This window comes from Paenibacillus sp. A3, assembly GCF_001399685.1.
Lineage (GTDB): Bacteria > Bacillota > Bacilli > Paenibacillales > NBRC-103111 > Paenibacillus_G.
This window is the reverse complement of sequence record NZ_JTHN01000070.1, coordinates 1-18,168: the sequence shown is the minus strand read 5'-3', so window position 1 is coordinate 18,168 and position 18,168 is coordinate 1. Positions and strand designations below refer to the sequence as shown.

The window sequence follows — 18,168 nt, the reverse complement described above, 5'->3', positions numbered from 1 at the left end:
AAAAATGCAACTTTAATTCTTTTGATTGACAAGCCCCTGAGGGCTATGCTATTATCAATTTTGTCGCCGCTGAAATAAATAAGAGCGACGAAACGAATAGCGAGGGGCCTTAGCTCAGCTGGGAGAGCGCATCGCTGGCAGCGATGAGGTCAGGGGTTCGATCCCCCTAGGCTCCATACTCGAAAATCCTTGATAAATCAGGGGTTTTTGCCATTGTTGCAGAACTAAAATTTGGTGCCAAAAATAGAATTGGTGCCAATTTGGTGCCAATTGATTTTTGGTCCCTCAACTTGTCCCAAAAAGTTTTTTGCCGAATTGGTCCGCTGTTTCTTTTTTCATATTGGGCAGTATATGACTATACAGATCAAGCGTGATTTTTACGCTAGCGTGGCCAAGGCGTTCCTAAACAATTTGCTCCAGCGCTAAGCTCTTTTACGTCGTGGGAAAGTGTTTGGACAATCGAAAGTGTTTTCTCTTCGAAATCTAAGTCTTTCCAACGTGCCCCTAAAATTTCTCCTTCCCTTAGACCGGCTGCATACGCTAAAAGAAAGGCAACATATTCAGATGGTGTACAAATTTTAAACAGTGCTCATCCGTTAAGTCGAGAAGCTCTATTTTTCCCAAAAAGGGGACAATGTGAAGCCGCGTCGGACGTTCGTAATTTTTAAATGTTGTTTTTTCGTCGACGGAATGTCTTGTCTTTTTGACTCCAGCCACGATTGCATGAAGTCAGCAACCGTCATCTTTGAAGGCTCTACATATGTTCCTTTATTAAGCGCGTTTTCAGCTTCGACCATAGCAGCCTGCGCTTCTTTTTTTGTTTTGAAGCCCTCGTTTCTTTTTCCTCTTCCTTTGCTTGCCCTTGCCTGCTTCAATTACATAGTACCATGGGTTTTTCTTTGCATTCTCGTCCTTATAAACTGGCATCTCCATCACCCTCCCGGTATTCCAGTATGTCCCCAATACCCACTTTCAGGAATGCACACAGCTTCAAGAGTTTCCAGATCAACCCTTTCGTCCCGAGGAACGGGGAAATTTTGACTTGCTTCGGAAGGCGATAAAAAAAGCACCCCTAAAGGTGCTGAAGAATTATTTGAGATATCACTGTGTGACATGAAAGGAAAAATCCCCAATATTAGTTTTTACAATCGTATCACCAGGAGCAACCCCATACACATCGCAGTAAAATATGTTGAGATACGAACGGCGGATTACTAGCTCGACCACGCCATACGGGCTAGAGGAGGCATTTTTAACGCCGTGTAACCTAATTTTTTCACCGACTTTTAGATTTAATTGTTTTACAGCTTGAGTATTGGCAGATTGTGTGGGAGCTGTAGGTACTGCTGCCGCGGCAACTCCAGTCACTAAGGATAATGTCAAAACAGCACTGGACAGAATTTTAAATGCAGTTTTCATAAAATCACTCCTTTGTATAATTTTACAAATCTATTATATCAAATGCTAAATGGATATACTATGAAATATTTATGAATATATACATATTTTGAATATTCAGTAACATGGGAGGGAAAGGAAAAAATCCCCACCGGCTTCACAAGGCTGGCGGGGATTTCGGTCTATTACTCTCTTGACAGCAGGGCAACCCGTTTAGCCGGACCGTATCATTTTATTTCGATGTGCGTAAATAACCTGAGCCGCTGCATTCTTTATCCCAATCATAGCCGTGTTATAATGAAACACGTGCATGAGTCGGAGATTGAAAAAGAAATAGCAAATATAGATGAGCAGCCTAACATAGGCAGCGGTACGACTCGTATGGCAGCTTGCGAACGAGGCATGGATTGACGAATATATATTAATCGTCATACCTGTCGTTGCAGGTAAGGGGAAGCCGCTATTTAAAGAGGTCAACCTATTCGGTCCTACCCTTAAAGATGCGACGGCATTTATATCGGGACAGGTTAACCTGCGCTACGAGTTAAAGTAGTGATGCAAATTCGGGAGACTACAAAAGAACCTTCAGCGTGGGTTGAAGGTTTTTCGTAATTGTAACCTCTTTTTTTCGGAATTTATTTTACCGACCCATGTCCGAAGACCGGCGCTAATTTTGATGCAGATAGTTGCTCGCTAAGGCCGAAATATTCGCAGAAATTCATAATCATCGGATTCCATTTCGAAGGATCGACATATTTGAGTTTGCATCCATTAGAAGCTCAGCTTCGATATGAACTTTTTCGATGCGTACTTCAATAGCGACAAGGGAACTCGGTTCTTCGAACGGATGGAGCTTTACCAACTTGGCTTCCAGATGGACGGGGCATTCTTTGACGCGCGGTGCATGGACGGCTCAGGTGAATTCTTTTTTGCTTGCACCGGTTCCGGTTACAAAACAATTATATTTCTCAATCATGCAAAAGACGGTTGGGCCGGATGACGAACCTCAGGCGCCGGTTGCGGATGTCTCGTGGAACGATGCGATCTTATTTTGTAATTTGCTTTCCCGGCACTCGGGGCTACAGGAATGTTACTCTATAAGCGATGATGGTGAAAGTGTCGTCTGGAACCCGGAGGCGGATGGCTATCGTCTTCCTACGGAAGCGGAATGGCAGTATGCGTGTAAAGCAGGAACGGGTGGCTACCGGAACGGCGAGCTTGATGAAATCGCTTGGTATGATGAAAACTCTGGGGGCATGGTACATCAGGTAAGTCAAAAGCGGCCGAATGCGTGGGGGCTCTATGATATGTTAGGAAACGTTTGGGAGTGGTGCTGGGATGTATACGATGCGAAAGTATACGGTTCCTACAGAATTTTCCGCGGTGGCAGCTGGGCCGAAGAGGCCAGAGGCTGTGGAGCGACGTGCCGCCGCCGCAGTCACCCTACGTTTCGAATAGATGATCTGGGCTTTCGTCTTGCCCGATCTCTGTAAGGTGGCGGAAAAGCAAGAGGCGGCGCGGATCATTTTGGATTCACTATACAACTATAAGAAGTAACGCAGCCGAAAAGGGCTGCGTTTTTGTATGGGCGAAGATCGGATCTGCTGACTTTTATTGGATCGTTTTAAGTTGGCTCGATATCGTGCCCAGGTGAATGGCTTCGTGAATCAGCGCAAAGTTGAATAATTCGCCGGCGGTGCTAAATTGGAACGGCCCCATCACAAACGGTGCCTCAAGCGCATTATCCAGCATTTCAGGCGTCAGCTCCGAGAAGCGGGAAAGCTGCGCCGTTAACCGTTGGAGCAGCTCGTCCTTAGATGGAGGAGTAGCGGTCCAATCCGAAGGCTTGGTTCCCGAGCTAAACAGCGTCTCGTAGTGTTCAGGAATGGCGGACGGTGAGCCGAAGCTAAGGGTAGAGTACTTATCCATCCAATAGATCACATGACCGATGTTCCATCGGATGGTATTGTTGAAGCCAGCCGGTTGAACGTCGAATTGTGCCTCCGAAATCCCTTGAACCTGCCCGATGACGACTTGACGCAGAACTTGACTTGTGTGAATAATCGATTGAGTCATGATTTAAGTGCCTCCTCAATGTATGGTTGATGTGGTTCACTTTCATAATCCAAGTGTAGCTTTTCATCCATGATGCAACAATCACGTAATTCCGATGCAAATGATCACTATAACTAATGACGGATCTGCACGATGTTTTTGATGCGCAAACGATGATTTTTACGAAGGAGTTGCGGAAGAATGGAACTCAGACAGCTTCAATACTTTGCTGCCATATGTAAGGAGATGCACTTCTCCAAAGCAGCCGAATCTCTCTGCACCACGCAATCGAATCTTAGCCAGCAGATCAAGTTTTTGGAGAACGAGCTGGGCCTTCCACTATTCGACCGCATCGGCAAACGGATCGCGTTAACCGAAGCAGGTCAAATCCTTTTGGAGCAAAGTGAGCTTATCTTTGAGCGGATAGATTATGTTCAGAGGGCGATCTCGGATCTGAAAAAGATGGAAGGCGGCAAGCTGGATATCGGGATACTTCCCGGCGATGGGGATTTGCTGTTTGACGCGTTGCTGGTCGATTTCCATCGGTCCTACCCCAAGCTTTCGCTTACCGTCACGGAATCGACGGAGGTGTATAAGGAGGTCGTCGCAGGCACGCGGGATCTTGGCGTTACAACGGTACCTGAGAATCCCGACGATCGTATTGTCATCAAACCGCTTTTTCACGAGGAATTTGCTTTGGCCATCCGATCGGATCACCCTCTGGCAAAGTCGAAGGCGATCCCGTTCGAACAAATCCAGCAATTGAAGCTGGTCATGTTCGGTCCCGAACACCAGATTACGAAGTTAATTCATTCTCATTGCCAGGAGAAAGGAATAGTGCTGGACAATCCCATCGTGACCTCAACGTTATCGTCGCTTCTTTTGCTGGTGGAGCAAGGGATTGGAGCCTGCATTTTACCCCGAATGCTATTAGATTATCTGGATCGTGAAAACATCACCGCCGTTACCCTGCTGCATCCTACCCCGAGTCAGGACATTTGTATCATTTATCGCAGGGACAAATTTTTGGGGCAGGCAGCAAGATTGTTCATGGAAGTCCTGCAATCTTTCATTCAAAATGTAGTGGATCGCACTAGCCGCTCGTTAGGGTGAAGCTAATTTTAGAATCCGGATGTGGAGGTGATTTATATGCGCCCAATCAACTTTGTTGAGCCGTATATGATCATTACAATTAATAAACCAAAAACAATGAATGAACTAAAAAGAATGTTGCTTGCATTAAAAAGGTGTGCAGAAGAAGATTCCAATTTTATGGTTTATTTAAATGAAACCAATAAGCAAACGATCATTGCAGGTAACGGGGAACAACATCTCCATAGCATTGTTGACCGTTTATCAAGCGAGTTTCATTTAGATATGGATGTTCTAAAGCCACAAGTATTATACAAGGAAACCATAAGAAAAACCGTAAGATCTGAAGGAAGATTTGTAAGACAGTCATCAAGTATAGGCAGATACGGCCATTGTTGGATTGAACTTGAACCCAAATTGCGTGATACCGGTAATGAATTTGTAAATAACATTGTTGACGAAAATGTAATACCGAGCGAGTATATTCCGTCTGTTCACGAAAGCATTCAGCGGGCTATGACTTGTGGGGTATTAGGTAATTTTCCGGTTGTGGATGTGAAAGTAACGTTATATAACGGGTCATTTCATCAATCTGATTCAAACCAAATGTCTTACAAGATTGCAGGATTAATGGCATTTAAGAATGGGATGAAACAAGCAGACCCCGTGATTTTAGAACCCATAATGAAATTAACGGTTGAAGCTGCAGAATGCAATTTACCTGATGTTATAAATGAAATACCCTCGATGTGGGGAAGAAAAGAAGAAATTGAATCGAAAGACGGGATCTCGATCTGGACTGCAGATGTTCCGCTAAGGGAATTGACGAACTTTACTGAAACGTTGAAGTTCAAAATCGGGGGAAGAGGGAGTTGTTCTGTAGTATTCGGATACTACGATGCAGTTCCAGAAAATAGGAAAGAAACGATAATCCATGAATCAAGCTTACGGGATGCTTATTATCAAGACTTATTTTTCTGGAGTAAATGGGGAAAGGAAGAAGAGGAACACCATTTAAACAACTTTATCGAATCGTTTTGGGAATAGTACATGTGATAGGCGGAGAAAGCGGTATTCACTGGAGAGCCGCAAGGACGGGAGTCATGGTAACGAATCCATACGTGCCGGATCGCGGCGACTTGGTATAGTTGCAATTCAACCCACATGCAGGTCATGAGCAAGCCGGGAAGCGTCCCGCCTTAGTTATTTCACCAGATGTTTTGCCTTCCGAGAGGTTCTTCGGAAGGCATTTTGGCTTGGGATATGCACAGAGGGATCAAATGGACCGGAAAAGCATTATCTGCTCTTAACCATCTCAATGAACTTCCGGTGAGCTTTTGACAACCATTTGTTTTTATGGTGAATGATTTGCGCGTAAAACATTAGATTTTCACAAGCGGATTCTATCACTTTCATTTTTTTGTCGTGCAGCAGCGCTTCCACACTGATGGAAGGCATTAAGCTAATCCCTAACCCGCTTACAACGCACTCTTTCATCGTCTCCATGCTGTTAAATTCCAGGTAATTACACGTATCTATTCCTTTCTGAATTAAGTACTCCTCAAAAAATCGCCTTAACGAACAATTTTTCTCGCTAAAAATGATACACTCGCCATTTGATTCTTCGATCGTCTTTATGGAATGATTACTTTCTCCTACAAAGACTAACGGTTCTTCCGAGTAAATTTCTGTAATGAGCTGCGGATCGCATACCTGCGGTTCTAAGGTGATTGCAATGTCTAACTCTCCGGAGTGGAGTCTCTGTCGTAAGGCGGAACAATGATCGTTAATAAGAGAGATTGTAACCTCAGGGTACTTCTTTTTATACTTTGATAGCATGGGCCCTAGTTTGTATACGGTTAAGGTTGCTGATGCGCCAATGCGGAGTTGGCCTTTGACTGTAGAGTCATCGGAAGAAATTTGTTTTATTTTTGAATATGCGGTTAGCAATTCTACTACATAATGATACAGTTCCTCTCCAACCATGGTGAGTTTGATTTGTTTTCCTAATCGGTCGAACAATGGAACCCCGATTTCATGCTCGATTTGCTGAATATGAGAAGTAATCGTGGCCTGTGAGTACTGAAGAGCGTGAGCAGCTTTTGTAAAGCTATTTAATTCCGCAACGGCTTTAAAGGATTGAAATTGACGAATGTCGATTTTTATCCCCCCCCCCATAGATGTGTATTGTTATCAGAAATTCTAAATATAAAGTTTAGTTATTTCAATTTTACTAATGATTCATTGTATCATATGATTCTTACAAAAGGAGATGAACGATATGAAAAAAGTATGTTTACTTTTACCGAATGGTTTTGAAGCTGTGGAAGCAAGCGTGTTTACAGATGTGATCGGATGGAACAAGGATGAGGGGGATGGAGCGACGCAGCTCGTTACCGTCGGAACGCGAAAAGAATTAAAATGCACCTGGAATTTTACCGTCATCCCCGAAAAGGTAATTTCAGAGGTGACCGTCCAGGAGTTCGATGCGCTGGCGCTGCCTGGCGGTTTTGAAGAGGCTGGATTTTATGAGGATGCCTTTCGTCCCGATGTCCTAGAATTTATACGTGAATTCGACCGGCAGGGAAAAATCATTGCCTCGATTTGTGTAGGGGCTTTACCGCTTGGCAAAAGCGGCATTCTGCAAGGAAGACAGGCGACGACCTACAATCTGAATAACCGCAAGCGGCAGCTGCAGCTGGAAGCCATGGGAGCCCACGTCATTCCGGACCAGCCCGTCGTAAGAGACGGAAATATCATTACTTCTTTTAACCCATCGACCGCATTCGCTGTAGCCTTCGACCTTCTAGAATCTCTTACTTCGACGGAAAATGCCAACAACGTGAAAAGGCTCATGGGATTCCTCGCATAACTTCAGACCGCACGCCACAAGAAAAGAACCCCGAGCTTAGAACAAGTTCGGGGTCTTGAAATTTTTATTTAATGGAGGCTTCATAAATGTCCTGAACGGATTTGGACAGCAGTGCGTTGAACTCCTCGTCAGTTTGCCCGGCGGTGAGGTCTTGCGATAAAGCACGCGAGAAGCTTGCGATCAATCCGTGATTTTGCGCCAGCTTTTCGTTGGCTTCCGCTTGCGAATAGCCGCCTGACAAAGCCACAATCCGTACGACATGCGGGTCCTTCATCAGATCGCTGTAGAAATTGTTTTCCGTCGGTATGGAAAGTTTAAGCATAATCTTTGCGTCTTTGTCGAGGGCGGATAATTGAGCGGAAATTTCGTCCTTCAACAGTTTTTCCGATGCTACTTTATCCGCGCTGTAAATATCCACTTCCGGCTCGATGATCGGAACCAGTCCCATCTCCACGATTTGTTTCCCGATGGCAAACTGCTGCTCAACGACTTTTTTGATTCCGGCCGGATTCGCTTCTTTAATCAGGGAGCGCATTTTCGTCCCGAAGATGTTTCGTGCAACCGCCCGTTTCAGAAGGTCGTTTAAATCAGGCATCGGTTTCATGAGCTGAACCCCGTCTTCCAGATCGGCAAGCCCTTTATCCACTTTCAGAAAAGGCACGATCCCTTTCTTCTCCCAAAGATAATCGGCCGTCAATTGGCCGTCAATGGAGCGGTCCATCGTGTTCTCAAATAAGATCGCGCCCAAAATGTACCGGGAATCAAAAGCGGGACTTTTGATAATTCGCGTTCTCATCTCGTGAACCAGAGCATACATCTCTTCTTCGTTGGAGTAGCTCGATTCTTGGACGCCGTACTGGGCCAGCGCTTTAGGGGTGCTGCCGCCGCTTTGGTCCAAGGCCGCGATAAAACCTTTTCCGGTATGGATTCTCTCCAATTGTTTTGTATTCATGAATGCTTCTCCTTCCTTATTGTGGACTGAATAACATTTTGAATTCTTTTATTATAGCACTTTTAGTTGCAAACATACATTGATGAAGATCACCGGGGTGCCGGAAAGGGGCGCAAAAGGGAAATACAGTGAAACTGTCGAACATAATATGAAACGTGACCGCCACCATTGACTTCGTAGAAACGGTGATAATGATGTCTATCCCAATTGTGTCTACCAAGCTATATATCCCTCCTCTCCGGGCAAAAGCTGTCCCCCGTCCCCGCCTGATCGAGCGTCTGCATGAGGGGATGCACCGCAAGTTGACCCTCATCTCCGCTTCGGCTGGGTGTGGTAAAACCACGCTAGTCAGCGAATGGCTAGCCGGTTGTCCGCAATCGGCGGCGTGGCTGTCACTGGAAGAGGCGGATAGCGATCCGGCGCGCTTTCTGACTTACCTTTTGGCTGCTTTGCAGACGATCGGGATCAATAGTGGAGAGGGCGCGATTGGTATGGTCCAAGCCCCTGGCCCTCTGCCGATGGAAACGATTTTGACAGCGGTACTCAATAAAATCACCGCCATTCCGGACCATTTCATTCTCGTCCTAGACGATTACCATGTGATAGATTCCAAACCGATTGACGATGCCATCGGCTTCCTGCTGGAGCGCATGCCGGTACAGATGCATCTGGTCATCGCCACGCGCGAGGACCCCGATCTGCCCTTGGCACGTATGCGTGTCCGGGACCAATTGACTGAAGTGCGTACCGCTGACTTGCGGTTTACATCCTCCGAAGCGGCGGAATTTCTGAGCCGGGTCATGGGTCTCAGCCTTTCGCAGGAAGATGTTGCCGTGCTTGAATCCCGTACGGAAGGCTGGATCGCCGGTCTGCAATTAGCCGCGCTCTCCATGCAGAGACATAAAGACGCCTCCAGCTTGATCCCATCCTTTACAGGCAGCCATCGTTTCGTGCTGGACTATCTGGTTGAAGAAGTGCTGCAGCAGCAATCCGCAAGCGTACAGGCTTTTTTGCTGCGCACGTCCATCCTCGACCGGTTGTGCGGCCCGCTGTGCGATGCCGTTCTCCGCGGGGGAACCGACGAGCTTCTCTCCGGACAAGAAACCTTGCAATATCTCGAACGCGCCAACCTGTTCATCGTTCCTTTGGACAATGAGAGGCGCTGGTACCGTTATCACCATCTCTTTGCGGATTTGCTGCGGCAGCGATTGTACCAAACCGTCGGTTCGTCCAAAGGGGAAGAGAAGCGGGACGTGGCGGAACTGCATCTGCGGGCCAGCGAGTGGTACGAAGACCATGGCCTGGAGCTTGAAGCTTTTCAGCATGCGGCTGCCGCCCATGATGTGGAACGCGCCGTACGCCTGATCGAAGGGGAAGGAATGCCTTTGCTCTTCCGTGGCGCGATAGCCCCTGTTCTGAATTGGCTGGATTCGATGCCGAAGGAAGAGCTAGACGCGAGGCCCGTGTTGAGCGTCATGCATGCCTCTGCCTTGCTGATGGTCGGTCAACCGGCAGATGTGGAACGGAAACTGCAAGCTGCCGAAAAAGGGCTTCAAAGTGCCGCGCAGGACAATAAGACCCGGGATCTAAAAGGGCATATCGCCGCCATACGCGCCACGCTGGCTGTCAACGCGCACCAGGCCGACGCCATCATTGCCGAGTCGCGGCGGGCCTTGGAATATTTGCACCCGGACAACCTGCCTGTCCGTACGGCGACAACATGGACGCTGGGATATGCTTACCAGCTCCAGGCGGATCGTGCGGCGGCAAGCCAAGCCTATACCGAAGCTTTATCCATCAGCCGGAGGATCAGGCATTTGATGATCACACTGATGGCTACACTCGGACTAGGGAACATCCAGGAAATGGACAATCAGCTGTATGTGGCGGCTGAGACGTATCGGCACGCTCTGCAATTAGCCGGCGATCCCCCTCTGCCGGTTGCATGCGAAGCGCATCTGGGCTTGGCCCGTATTTTTTACGAATGGAACGATCTGGATACCGCGATGCACCACGGGCAGCAAGCTGTCCAACTGGCGCAGCAGCTGCAGCACACGGACAGAGTCGTTGCAGGCGAGGTGGTTCTCGCCCGACTGAAGCTTGCACGGGGAGAGGTGACCGAAGCGGCCGCTTGCTTAGCGAAGGCCGAGCATATCGCCCGCCGGCAAAATTTCGTGAAACAGACGCCTCAAATTGCTGCCGCGCAGGTGCTTGTTTTGCTTCATCAGGGCCAGGTGGCGACCGCGGCTCATCTGGCGCAGAAGTACGAGCTTCCCGTCAGCCAGGCGCGGGTTCATCTGGCACAGGGAGAGGCGTCCGCGGCGCTGGGACTGCTGGAGCCGCTGCGAGAGCAGGCAGAGGTCAACGGATGGGAGGATGAGCGGCTCCAAGTCATGGTTCTGCAAGCCGTCGCTCTGCATACGCAAGGTGAAAAGATCAAGGCTGTGCAACTGCTGGTTGAAGCTCTGACCATAGCCCAGTCCGGTGGTTGTATTCGGACCTTTGTCGATGAAGGCATTCCGATGAGAAGGCTGCTGCGCGAAGCGGTTACTCATGAGAGGATGCCGAATTATGCGGGTAAGCTGCTCGAAGAATTTGAAGCGGAGGGATTGAACGGTGAAAGCAAATCCGATCCGCGCCAAGTCCGGACAGACAAATCCCTGATCGAACCCCTGAGCACGCGGGAGTTGGAAATATTGCAGCTCATCGCCCAAGGACTCTCGAATCATGAGATTAGCGGGCGGCTTTTCCTCGCGTTAAGCACGGTGAAAGGGCATAACCGGAGTATTTTCGACAAGCTGCAGGTAAAGCGGCGTACCGAAGCTGTGGCACGCGCCCGCGAGTTGGGGCTGTTGTAGGTTCGAAATCGAATTCCAAGAAAGCGTTGGCTCCGAACGGACAATACATCTCCGTCGCGGGGCAAGGAGTAGCGAAGGTCCGTACGGAAGAGATATTGCTCCTCAAAGAGCTGATGGAAAAGGGAGTACTAAAGCCGGTCATAGATCGGCGCTACTCGTTCGAACAAATAGCCGACGCACACAGGTATGTCGAAACAGGACATAAGAAGGGGCGCGTAGCCATCAAGGTGGGGCAGGATCGTGAATTGTGATGAGGCCATGTAAAAGGAGAGTGACAAACGGTGTCCAACAACGAACTTCTGATACGGCAGCACGAGCTGCAAATCGAAGCGAGAGCTGTAGCGAAGGAATTGAAAATCGACGAGTTGCTATCTTCGGCGGGCCAGCCGGTTCGAGTCGGCAGTGCTGCTCTCGGGCTGATGGTGTGGAGAGATCTGGATATTACCGTTGTATGCTCCAAGCTCAACATTGATGTAGTAACTCAGATCGCTTCCGAACTCATGGTTTGCCAAGGGATGCGAGAGGTGCGGTTCCTGAATGACTCCGGCGTCTGGAATACGGATCCCAGCTATCCGGACGGACTGTACCTTGGATTAAAGTATAGAGCGCTGAGCGGTATGGATTGGAAGCTCGATATTTGGTTCGTCGACGAACCGGATAGACAGCCTGATCTCAAGCATATTAGGACGATGCCTGACCGGCTTACCCCGGCGCTGCGGGAAGCTATTCTGACCATCAAAGATAGCTGGGCCACGCGAGCTGAATACGGAAAAGAAGTGAAAAGCTACGACATTTATATGGCCGTATTGGACGATAACGTGCGAACACCGCTTCAATTCCAGGAGTGGTTAAACAACAAAAACGAAATTCGGTGAACTTTCGTGAGCTTGTTGAGAAGTGGGCTTTTACAAAAATAGAGATGCAAACGGAGGTGGGGTATCCACTGGAGAAGCGATAGCGGCCGCCTTTGTCATCGGGAAATGTCCGCTAACAAGCGGCCTCCAATCAAATTTCCCGATGACAACAGCGGTCGGAAGTGGATATCCCATCCCCTCGTAACCTCTATTATTTTTATTGATCTCTTTTCTCAACAGCCTGCCGAAATTCGGTGAACTTTCGTTATAATCGATTTTGCAATTGCGATCAAGGCCGATTTCTTTTATAATGGCGGATGAATGGAGGCGGTTAAAATGGCAAAGTATTTTGCCGGAACAAGAAGCAGCTCATGCAAAGCCTAACATTAGGGCGATACTTTGCATGGGCCGGTTGGTTATTTCGTTAACCTTGTCGCCCGAGAAAGCTTGGATCGGTTCTAATCATGGGCTTTGCACCTATTTTTGTATTCATCAAAAATAAGGGGCTGAAAGCAAATGGTCAAACCATTCCCATTCATTAGAAACCATCAATATAATTTCATCAAAAAGCAGGTCGATCTGCTGGAGCGTGCCTGCAATTCCGTTACCGATCCGAAAGTGGTGGAATCAGTAAGATATAGCGTTCACTTCAATATTATGGAAGCATTCCCGGATACCGCCGAGCTTCAAAGGCAAGTGTTGGAAAAGGCTTCAACGTTGCGTACGGAGGGAGAATTCCGGCATTATTTGCATTCGTTGGAGCCTTATTTGGTTCAGTTTCCGGAAGTGACAGGAAAGCAGCTTGCCAAGCTGTTCCCCAAAAACAAAAAGCTGAAGCTTCCCGATTTAACCGCGATCGATTACCGTCATGTGACTTATCTTGGCTGGGTGGACATCGCGACAAATAAATTGTTCATCGTGTACCGTCCGGACGGGCAGCTCGTCGGCATCGAAGGAAGATATATCCCGGCGAATAAAGGCGTATGCTTTTTGTGCAATCGGCATGCGGAAGTTGCGTTGTTTTCAGCGGTCACCAGGTCGAAGCCGGCGAACGCTTCGTCCGACTACTATAAGGCGATCGGCAACTACTTGTGTGTGGACAGCGAGGTTTGCAACAAGAACATTACGGATGTCACCGCGCTTGTAAAGTTCGTTCGAGAGGTGGTGGGCACCCATGAATCGTAATTGGGTTCTCGTATCCATTCTCATCGTCATGTTCTTGAGCGCGATGGAAGCGACGATCGTCACCACGGCGATGAAATCCATCGTCGACGATTTGAAGGGCATGGAACTGATGAACATGACGTTCTCCGTTTACCTGCTCATCACGGCCGTCACCACGCCGATTTACGGCAAGCTCGCGGATCTGAACGGCCGCAAGCGTATTCTCATGATCGCCATCGTCGTGTTTTTGCTTGGCTCCGTCCTCTGCGGGGCGGCGGCAACGATGCTGCAGCTTGTTATTTTCCGGGCCGTGCAGGCGCTGGGCGCCGGGGCAATCTTTCCGATCACGATGACCATCATTGGCGACATCTATACGCCGGAGGAACAGACCCGGCTGCAGGGGATTTTCAGCAGCGTATGGGTTCTGTCCAGCATCGTCGGCCCGTTGATCGGAGGGTTGATCGTCCAATTCGCCGACTGGCGATGGATTTTCTTCCTCAACCTGCCGCTTGGTCTGGCGTCGCTGCTGCTGCTATCGTTCGCGTTCAAGGAGACGTTCCGGCCGGTGGGCAGATCCATCGATTGGATCGGGGCGGTCTCATTCCTGGCGAGTATTTCGTCGCTGCTCATCGTGCTGCTGTTCGGGGGAGAGAGCGGCTTCCTTTCGCCGGTTAATCTGCTGTTCGCAGCTATGTTCGTGCTGTTCGGCATCGTTTTTGTGGGGGTCGAGCGGCGCGTATCCGAGCCGTTCATACCGCTGGAGCTGTTTCGGAACAGGGTTGTCCTGATTCCGAACCTGTTCAGCTTTGTGGCGTACGCCTTTCCTATCGCGACGACGGTGTATTTCCCGATTTGGCTGCAATCGCTCAAGCATCAGTCGCCGATCGTGTCGGGCTTCGCTGTCGCCATTGCGACGGTCGGATGGCCGCTCGGCGCGACAGCCGCAGGTAAACTCATGAAACGGTTTCCGCCCAAGCGGGTCTCCGTCCTCGGAGCAGGCCTGCTCATGTTCAGCGGGGGGATGCTGGCAACGATCACGACGGCAACACCGGTGCCGGTGTTCTTCGTCATCATGCTTCTGGCGGGTTTCGGCCTCGGTGTTAGCCGAACCGTGCTAGCGATTCTGATGCAGAACGCGGTCGAGAACCGCCAGCGCGGCATCGCCATGTCGACGAGCGCACTCATGAATACGTTAGGTCAGACGGTGTTTATTGCGATTTTCGGCGTCGTGTTTAATGCATTCGCGTCCACTGGCGAAGCCGCGGATCTGGCACACGGCATTCACGTCGTCTTCGTCTTCGTCTCCGTCGTTACGGCTTTGGCCTTTCTGGTCTCGCTGGGGCTTCCGGACATTTCCAACCGGGAGCTGTTCGGCAGCGGAAAAGGCGCTGCGGTGCAAAAGAAAACGTAAGCAAATAAGGAAAAGGCAGTTTCAGGGGGGATGTCACCCCCGCTGCCTTTTTGCTTTTTGATCAAACTAACCATTTCGCGGATTGACAGCGCCGGATTTGGAAAATATAATGGTCATAGCAACTATAATCATGTCGACTATGATGGAGGCTGGCATTGGAATTAGAAAAGTATATCGGCGTTATCGTACACCGCGCGGATTTGAAGCTTAACAATTATTATCAAAAGGTCGTTAACCCTTTCGATATTACCGTGGATCAGTGGGAGATATTGGTCATTCTCTGGGAAAAGGAGGGGATCACCCAAAAAGAGCTTGCGGAAAGGCTGTACAAAGATCAGACGAACATTGCCCGGATGCTGTTCAAGCTGGAAAAGAAGGGCTTCGTTCATCGCGTCACCCACGAGACGGACCGCAGATCGCTACGGGTATATTTAACGCCAAAAGGCAGAGAAATCAAAGAGGACATCCTTGCTCCGTCGATCGAAGCTTATAAGAAAACGGTCGAAGGTTTGTCGGAGGAAGAAGTCGAGACCTTTAGAAGAATCCTTGCCGTTATGTATAATAACGTGAAGGATTTGTAGAGATTTGTCCGTTTTACTGCTTTGAGTTTTTTTAATCATATATTTGCTATGGCAATTATGGACAAGACTATTTTTTAGGTTCTTTAAGGCAGCTTAGGTGTTAACAGCTACAACTTTTTTTAGTTTTTATACTTGCTAAAGCAACTAATGTTCTAGCAAGTAGATGGAGGGATAAGAGAATGGAACAAGGTGAAAGTAAGGCAGCTATTTTTGACTCGCGTTACCGGGCGTTGACCATCGGTATCATTTTGGCTGTGACTACCGTAGCGTTCGAAGGCCTGGCGATTACGACCATCGCGCCGGATTTGGCGCAGCATTTGAACGGTATTTCGTTATACGGCTGGATCTTCAGCGCATTTCTGTTGACGCAAATTTTGGGCACGATGGTCATCGGTCAGCAAATCGGCAAAATCGGCGTGTATCGCTCTTTTTCTTTGTCTATCGTTATTTTTGTGGCCGGTATTTTGGTTGCCGCCACCTCCGTGAATATGCCGATGTTAATCGCGGGGAGAGCGTTTCAAGGCTTTGGCGCAGGCGCTATTGTCACATGCGTGTACTACAGCATTACCTTAAGCTATCCCGATGCGCTAAGGACGAAAATTTTGGCCGCATTTTCCAGTGCCTATATTTTGCCGGCGTTGATCGGTCCTTATATTGCCGGCCTGCTGGCCGAATATGTCTCGTGGAGATTCGTGTTCTGGCTTGTATTGCCTTTGATCGCATTGGCCGTCTTGCTGACGCTTCCTTCCTTTCGCAAGCTTCAAACGGCTAGCACTCCGGTTCAGAAAAGCGGACGCAAGGAAGGATACGCTGTATTGCTGACGGTAGGTACGGGTCTGCTGCTGAGCGGGCTGGGCTTTGTTTCCGATTGGAAGGGCATTGCGCTTGCACTTATCGGGTTGATCGTCATGGTCCGTCCACTACAGCAACTGCTCCCTGCAAGAACGTTCTCCGTCAAAAAAGGGCTGCCCGCCACCATTGTGTCAAGAGGGCTGTATGTTGCGTGCTATGTTGCTGTCGAGAGCTATGTCGTCTTGGCTCTGACGGAAGTCAAAGGCTTGCCCGCAGACCTTGCCGGGCTGATCGTCGCCGCAGGTGCGTTAAGCTGGTCCACCGCAGCGTGGCTGCAATCCAAACTGGACGAAAAGGATAACGGCCGGGGCAGAAAAAAACGGATTACAGCGGGTATCGGCTTAATGATCGTCGGCGTATCGCTGGTCATCACGGCTGTAGGATTGGAGAGCGGGGGAATTGAGTTTGCCGTCATCTCACAAATTTTTACCGGCTTCGGCATTGGGTTGGCCAATCCGACGACAGGAGCCATTGCGCTGCAGCATGCCCGCTCAGGCGAGGAAGGCGAGATTTCCGCGTATCTGCAATTCGTCGACGCTTTTTGCCCGGGGGTGAGCATCGGAATCGGCGGAGCTTTAATCGCGGTAAGCGGGCATTTTGGCCAAGGCATCTTTACGGGAATCATGCTGGCCTTATTGACTCAGCTGCTCTTCATCGTCCTGAGCTTTCTCATATCTTTCCGTATTGCCAAGAGAGCCGATTAACCTTCTACAAAGAGCTTCTTGGTCAGCACGGAGGCTAAATGATCGACAGACATCACTTGAATGCCAATCAGAGGCGCGATCTGGCTCCAAATCGAAGAGCCGTGGTTCGATAAAATAACCAGTCCCATCTCTTTTTCGCGGTTAAAAGTAATAAAGGAACTCGATCCATACGTTCCTCCGTTGTGCCAATGCGTAGTCGTGCCGTCCTTTTCTTTGTACCTCATCCAACCGAAACCGATCCCGATCCCTCGGCCCGGCATTATGGCATAATGCTCCTCTAAGCATTTCGCAATCGCCGGGCCGAGGGGAGCATCGAAATGGCTTAAATGCGCATCCAAATAGTTAAGCATATCGGTTATCGTCGAACGGCCCGCCCCTGCGCCCCCCAGCGTATCAAGGAAGTCCCAATGCTGCATAGGCTTGCCTTTGGAATTGAACACGGGAAGAAGCTGTCCGGCCGGCTGTCGGCTCATGCCTGTTCCGGAATCCGTCATGCCAAGAGGGTTAAATATATGTCCGGCCAGCGCTTCATTCAAGCTCATGCCCAACCGTCTGGAAAGCAGCCAGCCAAGTAAGCCGAAGCCATAATTGGAATAGCGGTGCTTGCTGTTCTTCTTGGGACTCTCCGACAAAACAGCCTCGATTAAGCGGGCATCGTCATAGTTCGCGTAAGGATTCAACCGATCGGTTATGGCGGCTCTAAAATTCCCCGGTACATCGGGTAGGCCGGCGGTATGCGTAACAAGCTCCAACAGCGTGGTTTGATTGGCAAATGAGCTGGAAGACCATTCCGGGACGAAAGCCGAAAGCCGATCGGAACGGCTCCACATCCCGTTCTGTTCTCCTATTGCGAGTAATAGGCCGACCATGGTTTTGGTAATCGAGCCGATCTCATAGATCGACTTCGTGCAGTCAACTTCCTTGGATTGTTGCCCAGTCCATATCGTTCGTGCGGATTTCCGGATCAAACCGACCGTTAAACGATGTGTCGGGAGATTCGCCCATCGGTGAATGCGTTTCTGAGACATGATATTTGCCATAACGTTATCCAAGCTAACTCACCTCGATTTGCGTTTTTTATTTATGATATTGTTATGATATCACTTTTAGTAGTTATTTACAATTAGTACATAGAAAAATAAACGTCGTCCTTTCACAGGACGACGTCAGGCTGTTGAGAAACTCTAGAAGTAGAAAATCTCAGACAAATAGAGGTGGGGTATATCCCGTAAGAGTTTACGTCCGCCTTTGAAACCCGTGAAAATACCGCTAATTGTAATCAAGTTCACGGGTTTCAAGAGCGGCTGGAGGGATATACCCCACCGGCGTATGCAGAGAATTTCTACGCGAAGCGGGTTTCTCGATAAGCTCGGCT

The 18,168-nt window shown here is 49.0% G+C and carries 19 protein-coding genes, 1 tRNA gene and 2 pseudogenes; 13 read left to right on the top strand and 9 right to left on the bottom strand.

Going from position 1 to position 18,168, the window contains the following annotated elements:
* Positions 1-103 precede the first annotated feature (103 nt).
* Positions 104-176, top strand: a tRNA-Ala gene (locus tag QJ48_RS10365).
* Between the two features lie 206 nt (positions 177-382).
* On the opposite strand, the gene QJ48_RS35810 is transcribed toward QJ48_RS10365, so the two are convergent.
* From QJ48_RS35810 to QJ48_RS38630, 5 genes and pseudogenes are all read right to left on the bottom strand, one after another.
* Entirely contained in the window at positions 383-511 is a 129-nt protein-coding gene (locus tag QJ48_RS35810) for a hypothetical protein (RefSeq protein WP_337589620.1), read from the bottom strand.
* A 29-nt stretch (positions 512-540) separates the two neighbouring features.
* A complete protein-coding gene (locus QJ48_RS38635) occupies positions 541-624 on the bottom strand; it encodes a hypothetical protein (protein WP_237762867.1) in 84 nt (27 codons plus the stop codon).
* On the bottom strand, positions 612-875 hold the full coding sequence (locus tag QJ48_RS36795) for an Arm DNA-binding domain-containing protein (RefSeq protein WP_237762865.1): 264 nt from the start codon (positions 873-875) through the stop codon (positions 612-614). Before QJ48_RS36795 ends, QJ48_RS38635 begins: the two co-directional genes overlap by 13 nt.
* A 226-nt stretch (positions 876-1,101) precedes the next feature.
* Positions 1,102-1,419 (bottom strand): hypothetical protein, encoded by a 318-nt coding sequence (locus tag QJ48_RS10355; RefSeq protein ID WP_054973543.1) that lies wholly within the window; start codon positions 1,417-1,419, stop codon positions 1,102-1,104.
* 614 nt (positions 1,420-2,033) lie between these two features.
* Positions 2,034-2,308, bottom strand: a pseudogene (locus tag QJ48_RS38630) (flavin reductase family protein); the annotation flags it as partial.
* Here QJ48_RS38630 and QJ48_RS35795 point away from each other — a divergent pair.
* The gene (locus QJ48_RS35795; protein WP_237762864.1) at positions 2,262-2,891 is read left to right on the top strand and encodes an SUMF1/EgtB/PvdO family nonheme iron enzyme; all 630 of its coding nucleotides are present in this window, start codon (positions 2,262-2,264) and stop codon (positions 2,889-2,891) included. The pseudogene QJ48_RS38630 and the gene QJ48_RS35795 sit on opposite strands and share 47 nt — an antisense overlap.
* Before the next feature lie 118 nt (positions 2,892-3,009).
* Here the strand turns inward: QJ48_RS35795 and QJ48_RS10345 are convergent, their stop codons facing one another.
* Positions 3,010-3,474 carry a DinB family protein gene (locus QJ48_RS10345; RefSeq protein WP_054973541.1) on the bottom strand — a complete coding sequence of 155 codons (465 nt, stop codon included), beginning with the start codon at positions 3,472-3,474 and terminating at the stop codon, positions 3,010-3,012.
* Positions 3,475-3,654: 180 nt separating this feature from the next.
* Between QJ48_RS10345 and QJ48_RS10340 the strand changes: the two genes are divergently transcribed.
* From QJ48_RS10340 to QJ48_RS38625, 3 genes and pseudogenes are all read left to right on the top strand, one after another.
* A complete protein-coding gene (locus QJ48_RS10340) occupies positions 3,655-4,566 on the top strand; it encodes a LysR family transcriptional regulator (RefSeq protein ID WP_054973540.1) in 912 nt (303 codons plus the stop codon).
* 36 nt (positions 4,567-4,602) lie between these two features.
* Complete coding sequence (locus QJ48_RS10335; protein WP_054973539.1) at positions 4,603-5,592, top strand: hypothetical protein; 990 nt, start codon at positions 4,603-4,605, stop codon at positions 5,590-5,592.
* Positions 5,593-5,693: 101 nt separating this feature from the next.
* Positions 5,694-5,762, top strand: a pseudogene (locus QJ48_RS38625) (type II toxin-antitoxin system PemK/MazF family toxin); the annotation flags it as partial.
* A gap of 79 nt (positions 5,763-5,841) precedes the next feature.
* Here the strand turns inward: QJ48_RS38625 and QJ48_RS10330 are convergent.
* Positions 5,842-6,723 carry a LysR family transcriptional regulator gene (locus QJ48_RS10330; RefSeq protein WP_237762863.1) on the bottom strand — a complete coding sequence of 294 codons (882 nt, stop codon included), beginning with the start codon at positions 6,721-6,723 and terminating at the stop codon, positions 5,842-5,844.
* A 103-nt stretch (positions 6,724-6,826) separates the two neighbouring features.
* Here QJ48_RS10330 and QJ48_RS10325 point away from each other — a divergent pair, with 103 nt between their 5' ends.
* Entirely contained in the window at positions 6,827-7,417 is a 591-nt protein-coding gene (locus tag QJ48_RS10325) for a DJ-1/PfpI family protein (RefSeq protein WP_054973538.1), read from the top strand.
* Between the two features lie 64 nt (positions 7,418-7,481).
* Here QJ48_RS10325 and QJ48_RS10320 read toward each other — a convergent pair whose 3' ends face one another.
* Positions 7,482-8,369: a fructose bisphosphate aldolase gene (locus tag QJ48_RS10320; protein WP_054973537.1), complete on the bottom strand. Its 888-nt coding sequence runs from the start codon at positions 8,367-8,369 to the stop codon at positions 7,482-7,484.
* Between the two features lie 194 nt (positions 8,370-8,563).
* On the opposite strand from QJ48_RS10320, the gene QJ48_RS10310 reads away from it, so the two are divergent.
* The 7 genes from QJ48_RS10310 to QJ48_RS10280 all read left to right on the top strand — a co-directional run bounded on the left by QJ48_RS10310 (position 8,564) and on the right by QJ48_RS10280 (position 16,793).
* On the top strand, positions 8,564-11,227 hold the full coding sequence (locus tag QJ48_RS10310) for a LuxR C-terminal-related transcriptional regulator (protein WP_054973535.1): 2,664 nt from the start codon (positions 8,564-8,566) through the stop codon (positions 11,225-11,227).
* 26 nt (positions 11,228-11,253) lie between these two features.
* Positions 11,254-11,478 (top strand): zinc-binding dehydrogenase, encoded by a 225-nt coding sequence (locus QJ48_RS39365; protein ID WP_054973534.1) that lies wholly within the window; start codon positions 11,254-11,256, stop codon positions 11,476-11,478.
* Between the two features lie 30 nt (positions 11,479-11,508).
* Positions 11,509-12,102, top strand: coding sequence for a hypothetical protein (locus QJ48_RS10300; protein WP_054973533.1), 594 nt, complete (start codon positions 11,509-11,511; stop codon positions 12,100-12,102).
* 495 nt (positions 12,103-12,597) lie between these two features.
* On the top strand, positions 12,598-13,266 hold the full coding sequence (locus QJ48_RS10295) for a FusB/FusC family EF-G-binding protein (RefSeq protein ID WP_054973532.1): 669 nt from the start codon (positions 12,598-12,600) through the stop codon (positions 13,264-13,266).
* Positions 13,256-14,656, top strand: coding sequence for an MFS transporter (locus tag QJ48_RS10290; RefSeq protein ID WP_054973531.1), 1,401 nt, complete (start codon positions 13,256-13,258; stop codon positions 14,654-14,656). Before QJ48_RS10295 ends, QJ48_RS10290 begins: the two co-directional genes overlap by 11 nt.
* A gap of 155 nt (positions 14,657-14,811) precedes the next feature.
* A complete protein-coding gene (locus QJ48_RS10285; protein WP_054973530.1) occupies positions 14,812-15,237 on the top strand; it encodes a MarR family winged helix-turn-helix transcriptional regulator in 426 nt (141 codons plus the stop codon).
* Between the two features lie 179 nt (positions 15,238-15,416).
* Positions 15,417-16,793 (top strand): MFS transporter, encoded by a 1,377-nt coding sequence (locus QJ48_RS10280; protein WP_054973529.1) that lies wholly within the window; start codon positions 15,417-15,419, stop codon positions 16,791-16,793.
* On the opposite strand, the gene QJ48_RS10275 is transcribed toward QJ48_RS10280, so the two are convergent.
* Positions 16,790-17,845: a serine hydrolase gene (locus QJ48_RS10275; RefSeq protein WP_054973528.1), complete on the bottom strand. Its 1,056-nt coding sequence runs from the start codon at positions 17,843-17,845 to the stop codon at positions 16,790-16,792. The genes QJ48_RS10280 and QJ48_RS10275 overlap by 4 nt on opposite strands.
* Positions 17,846-18,168 lie beyond the last annotated feature (323 nt).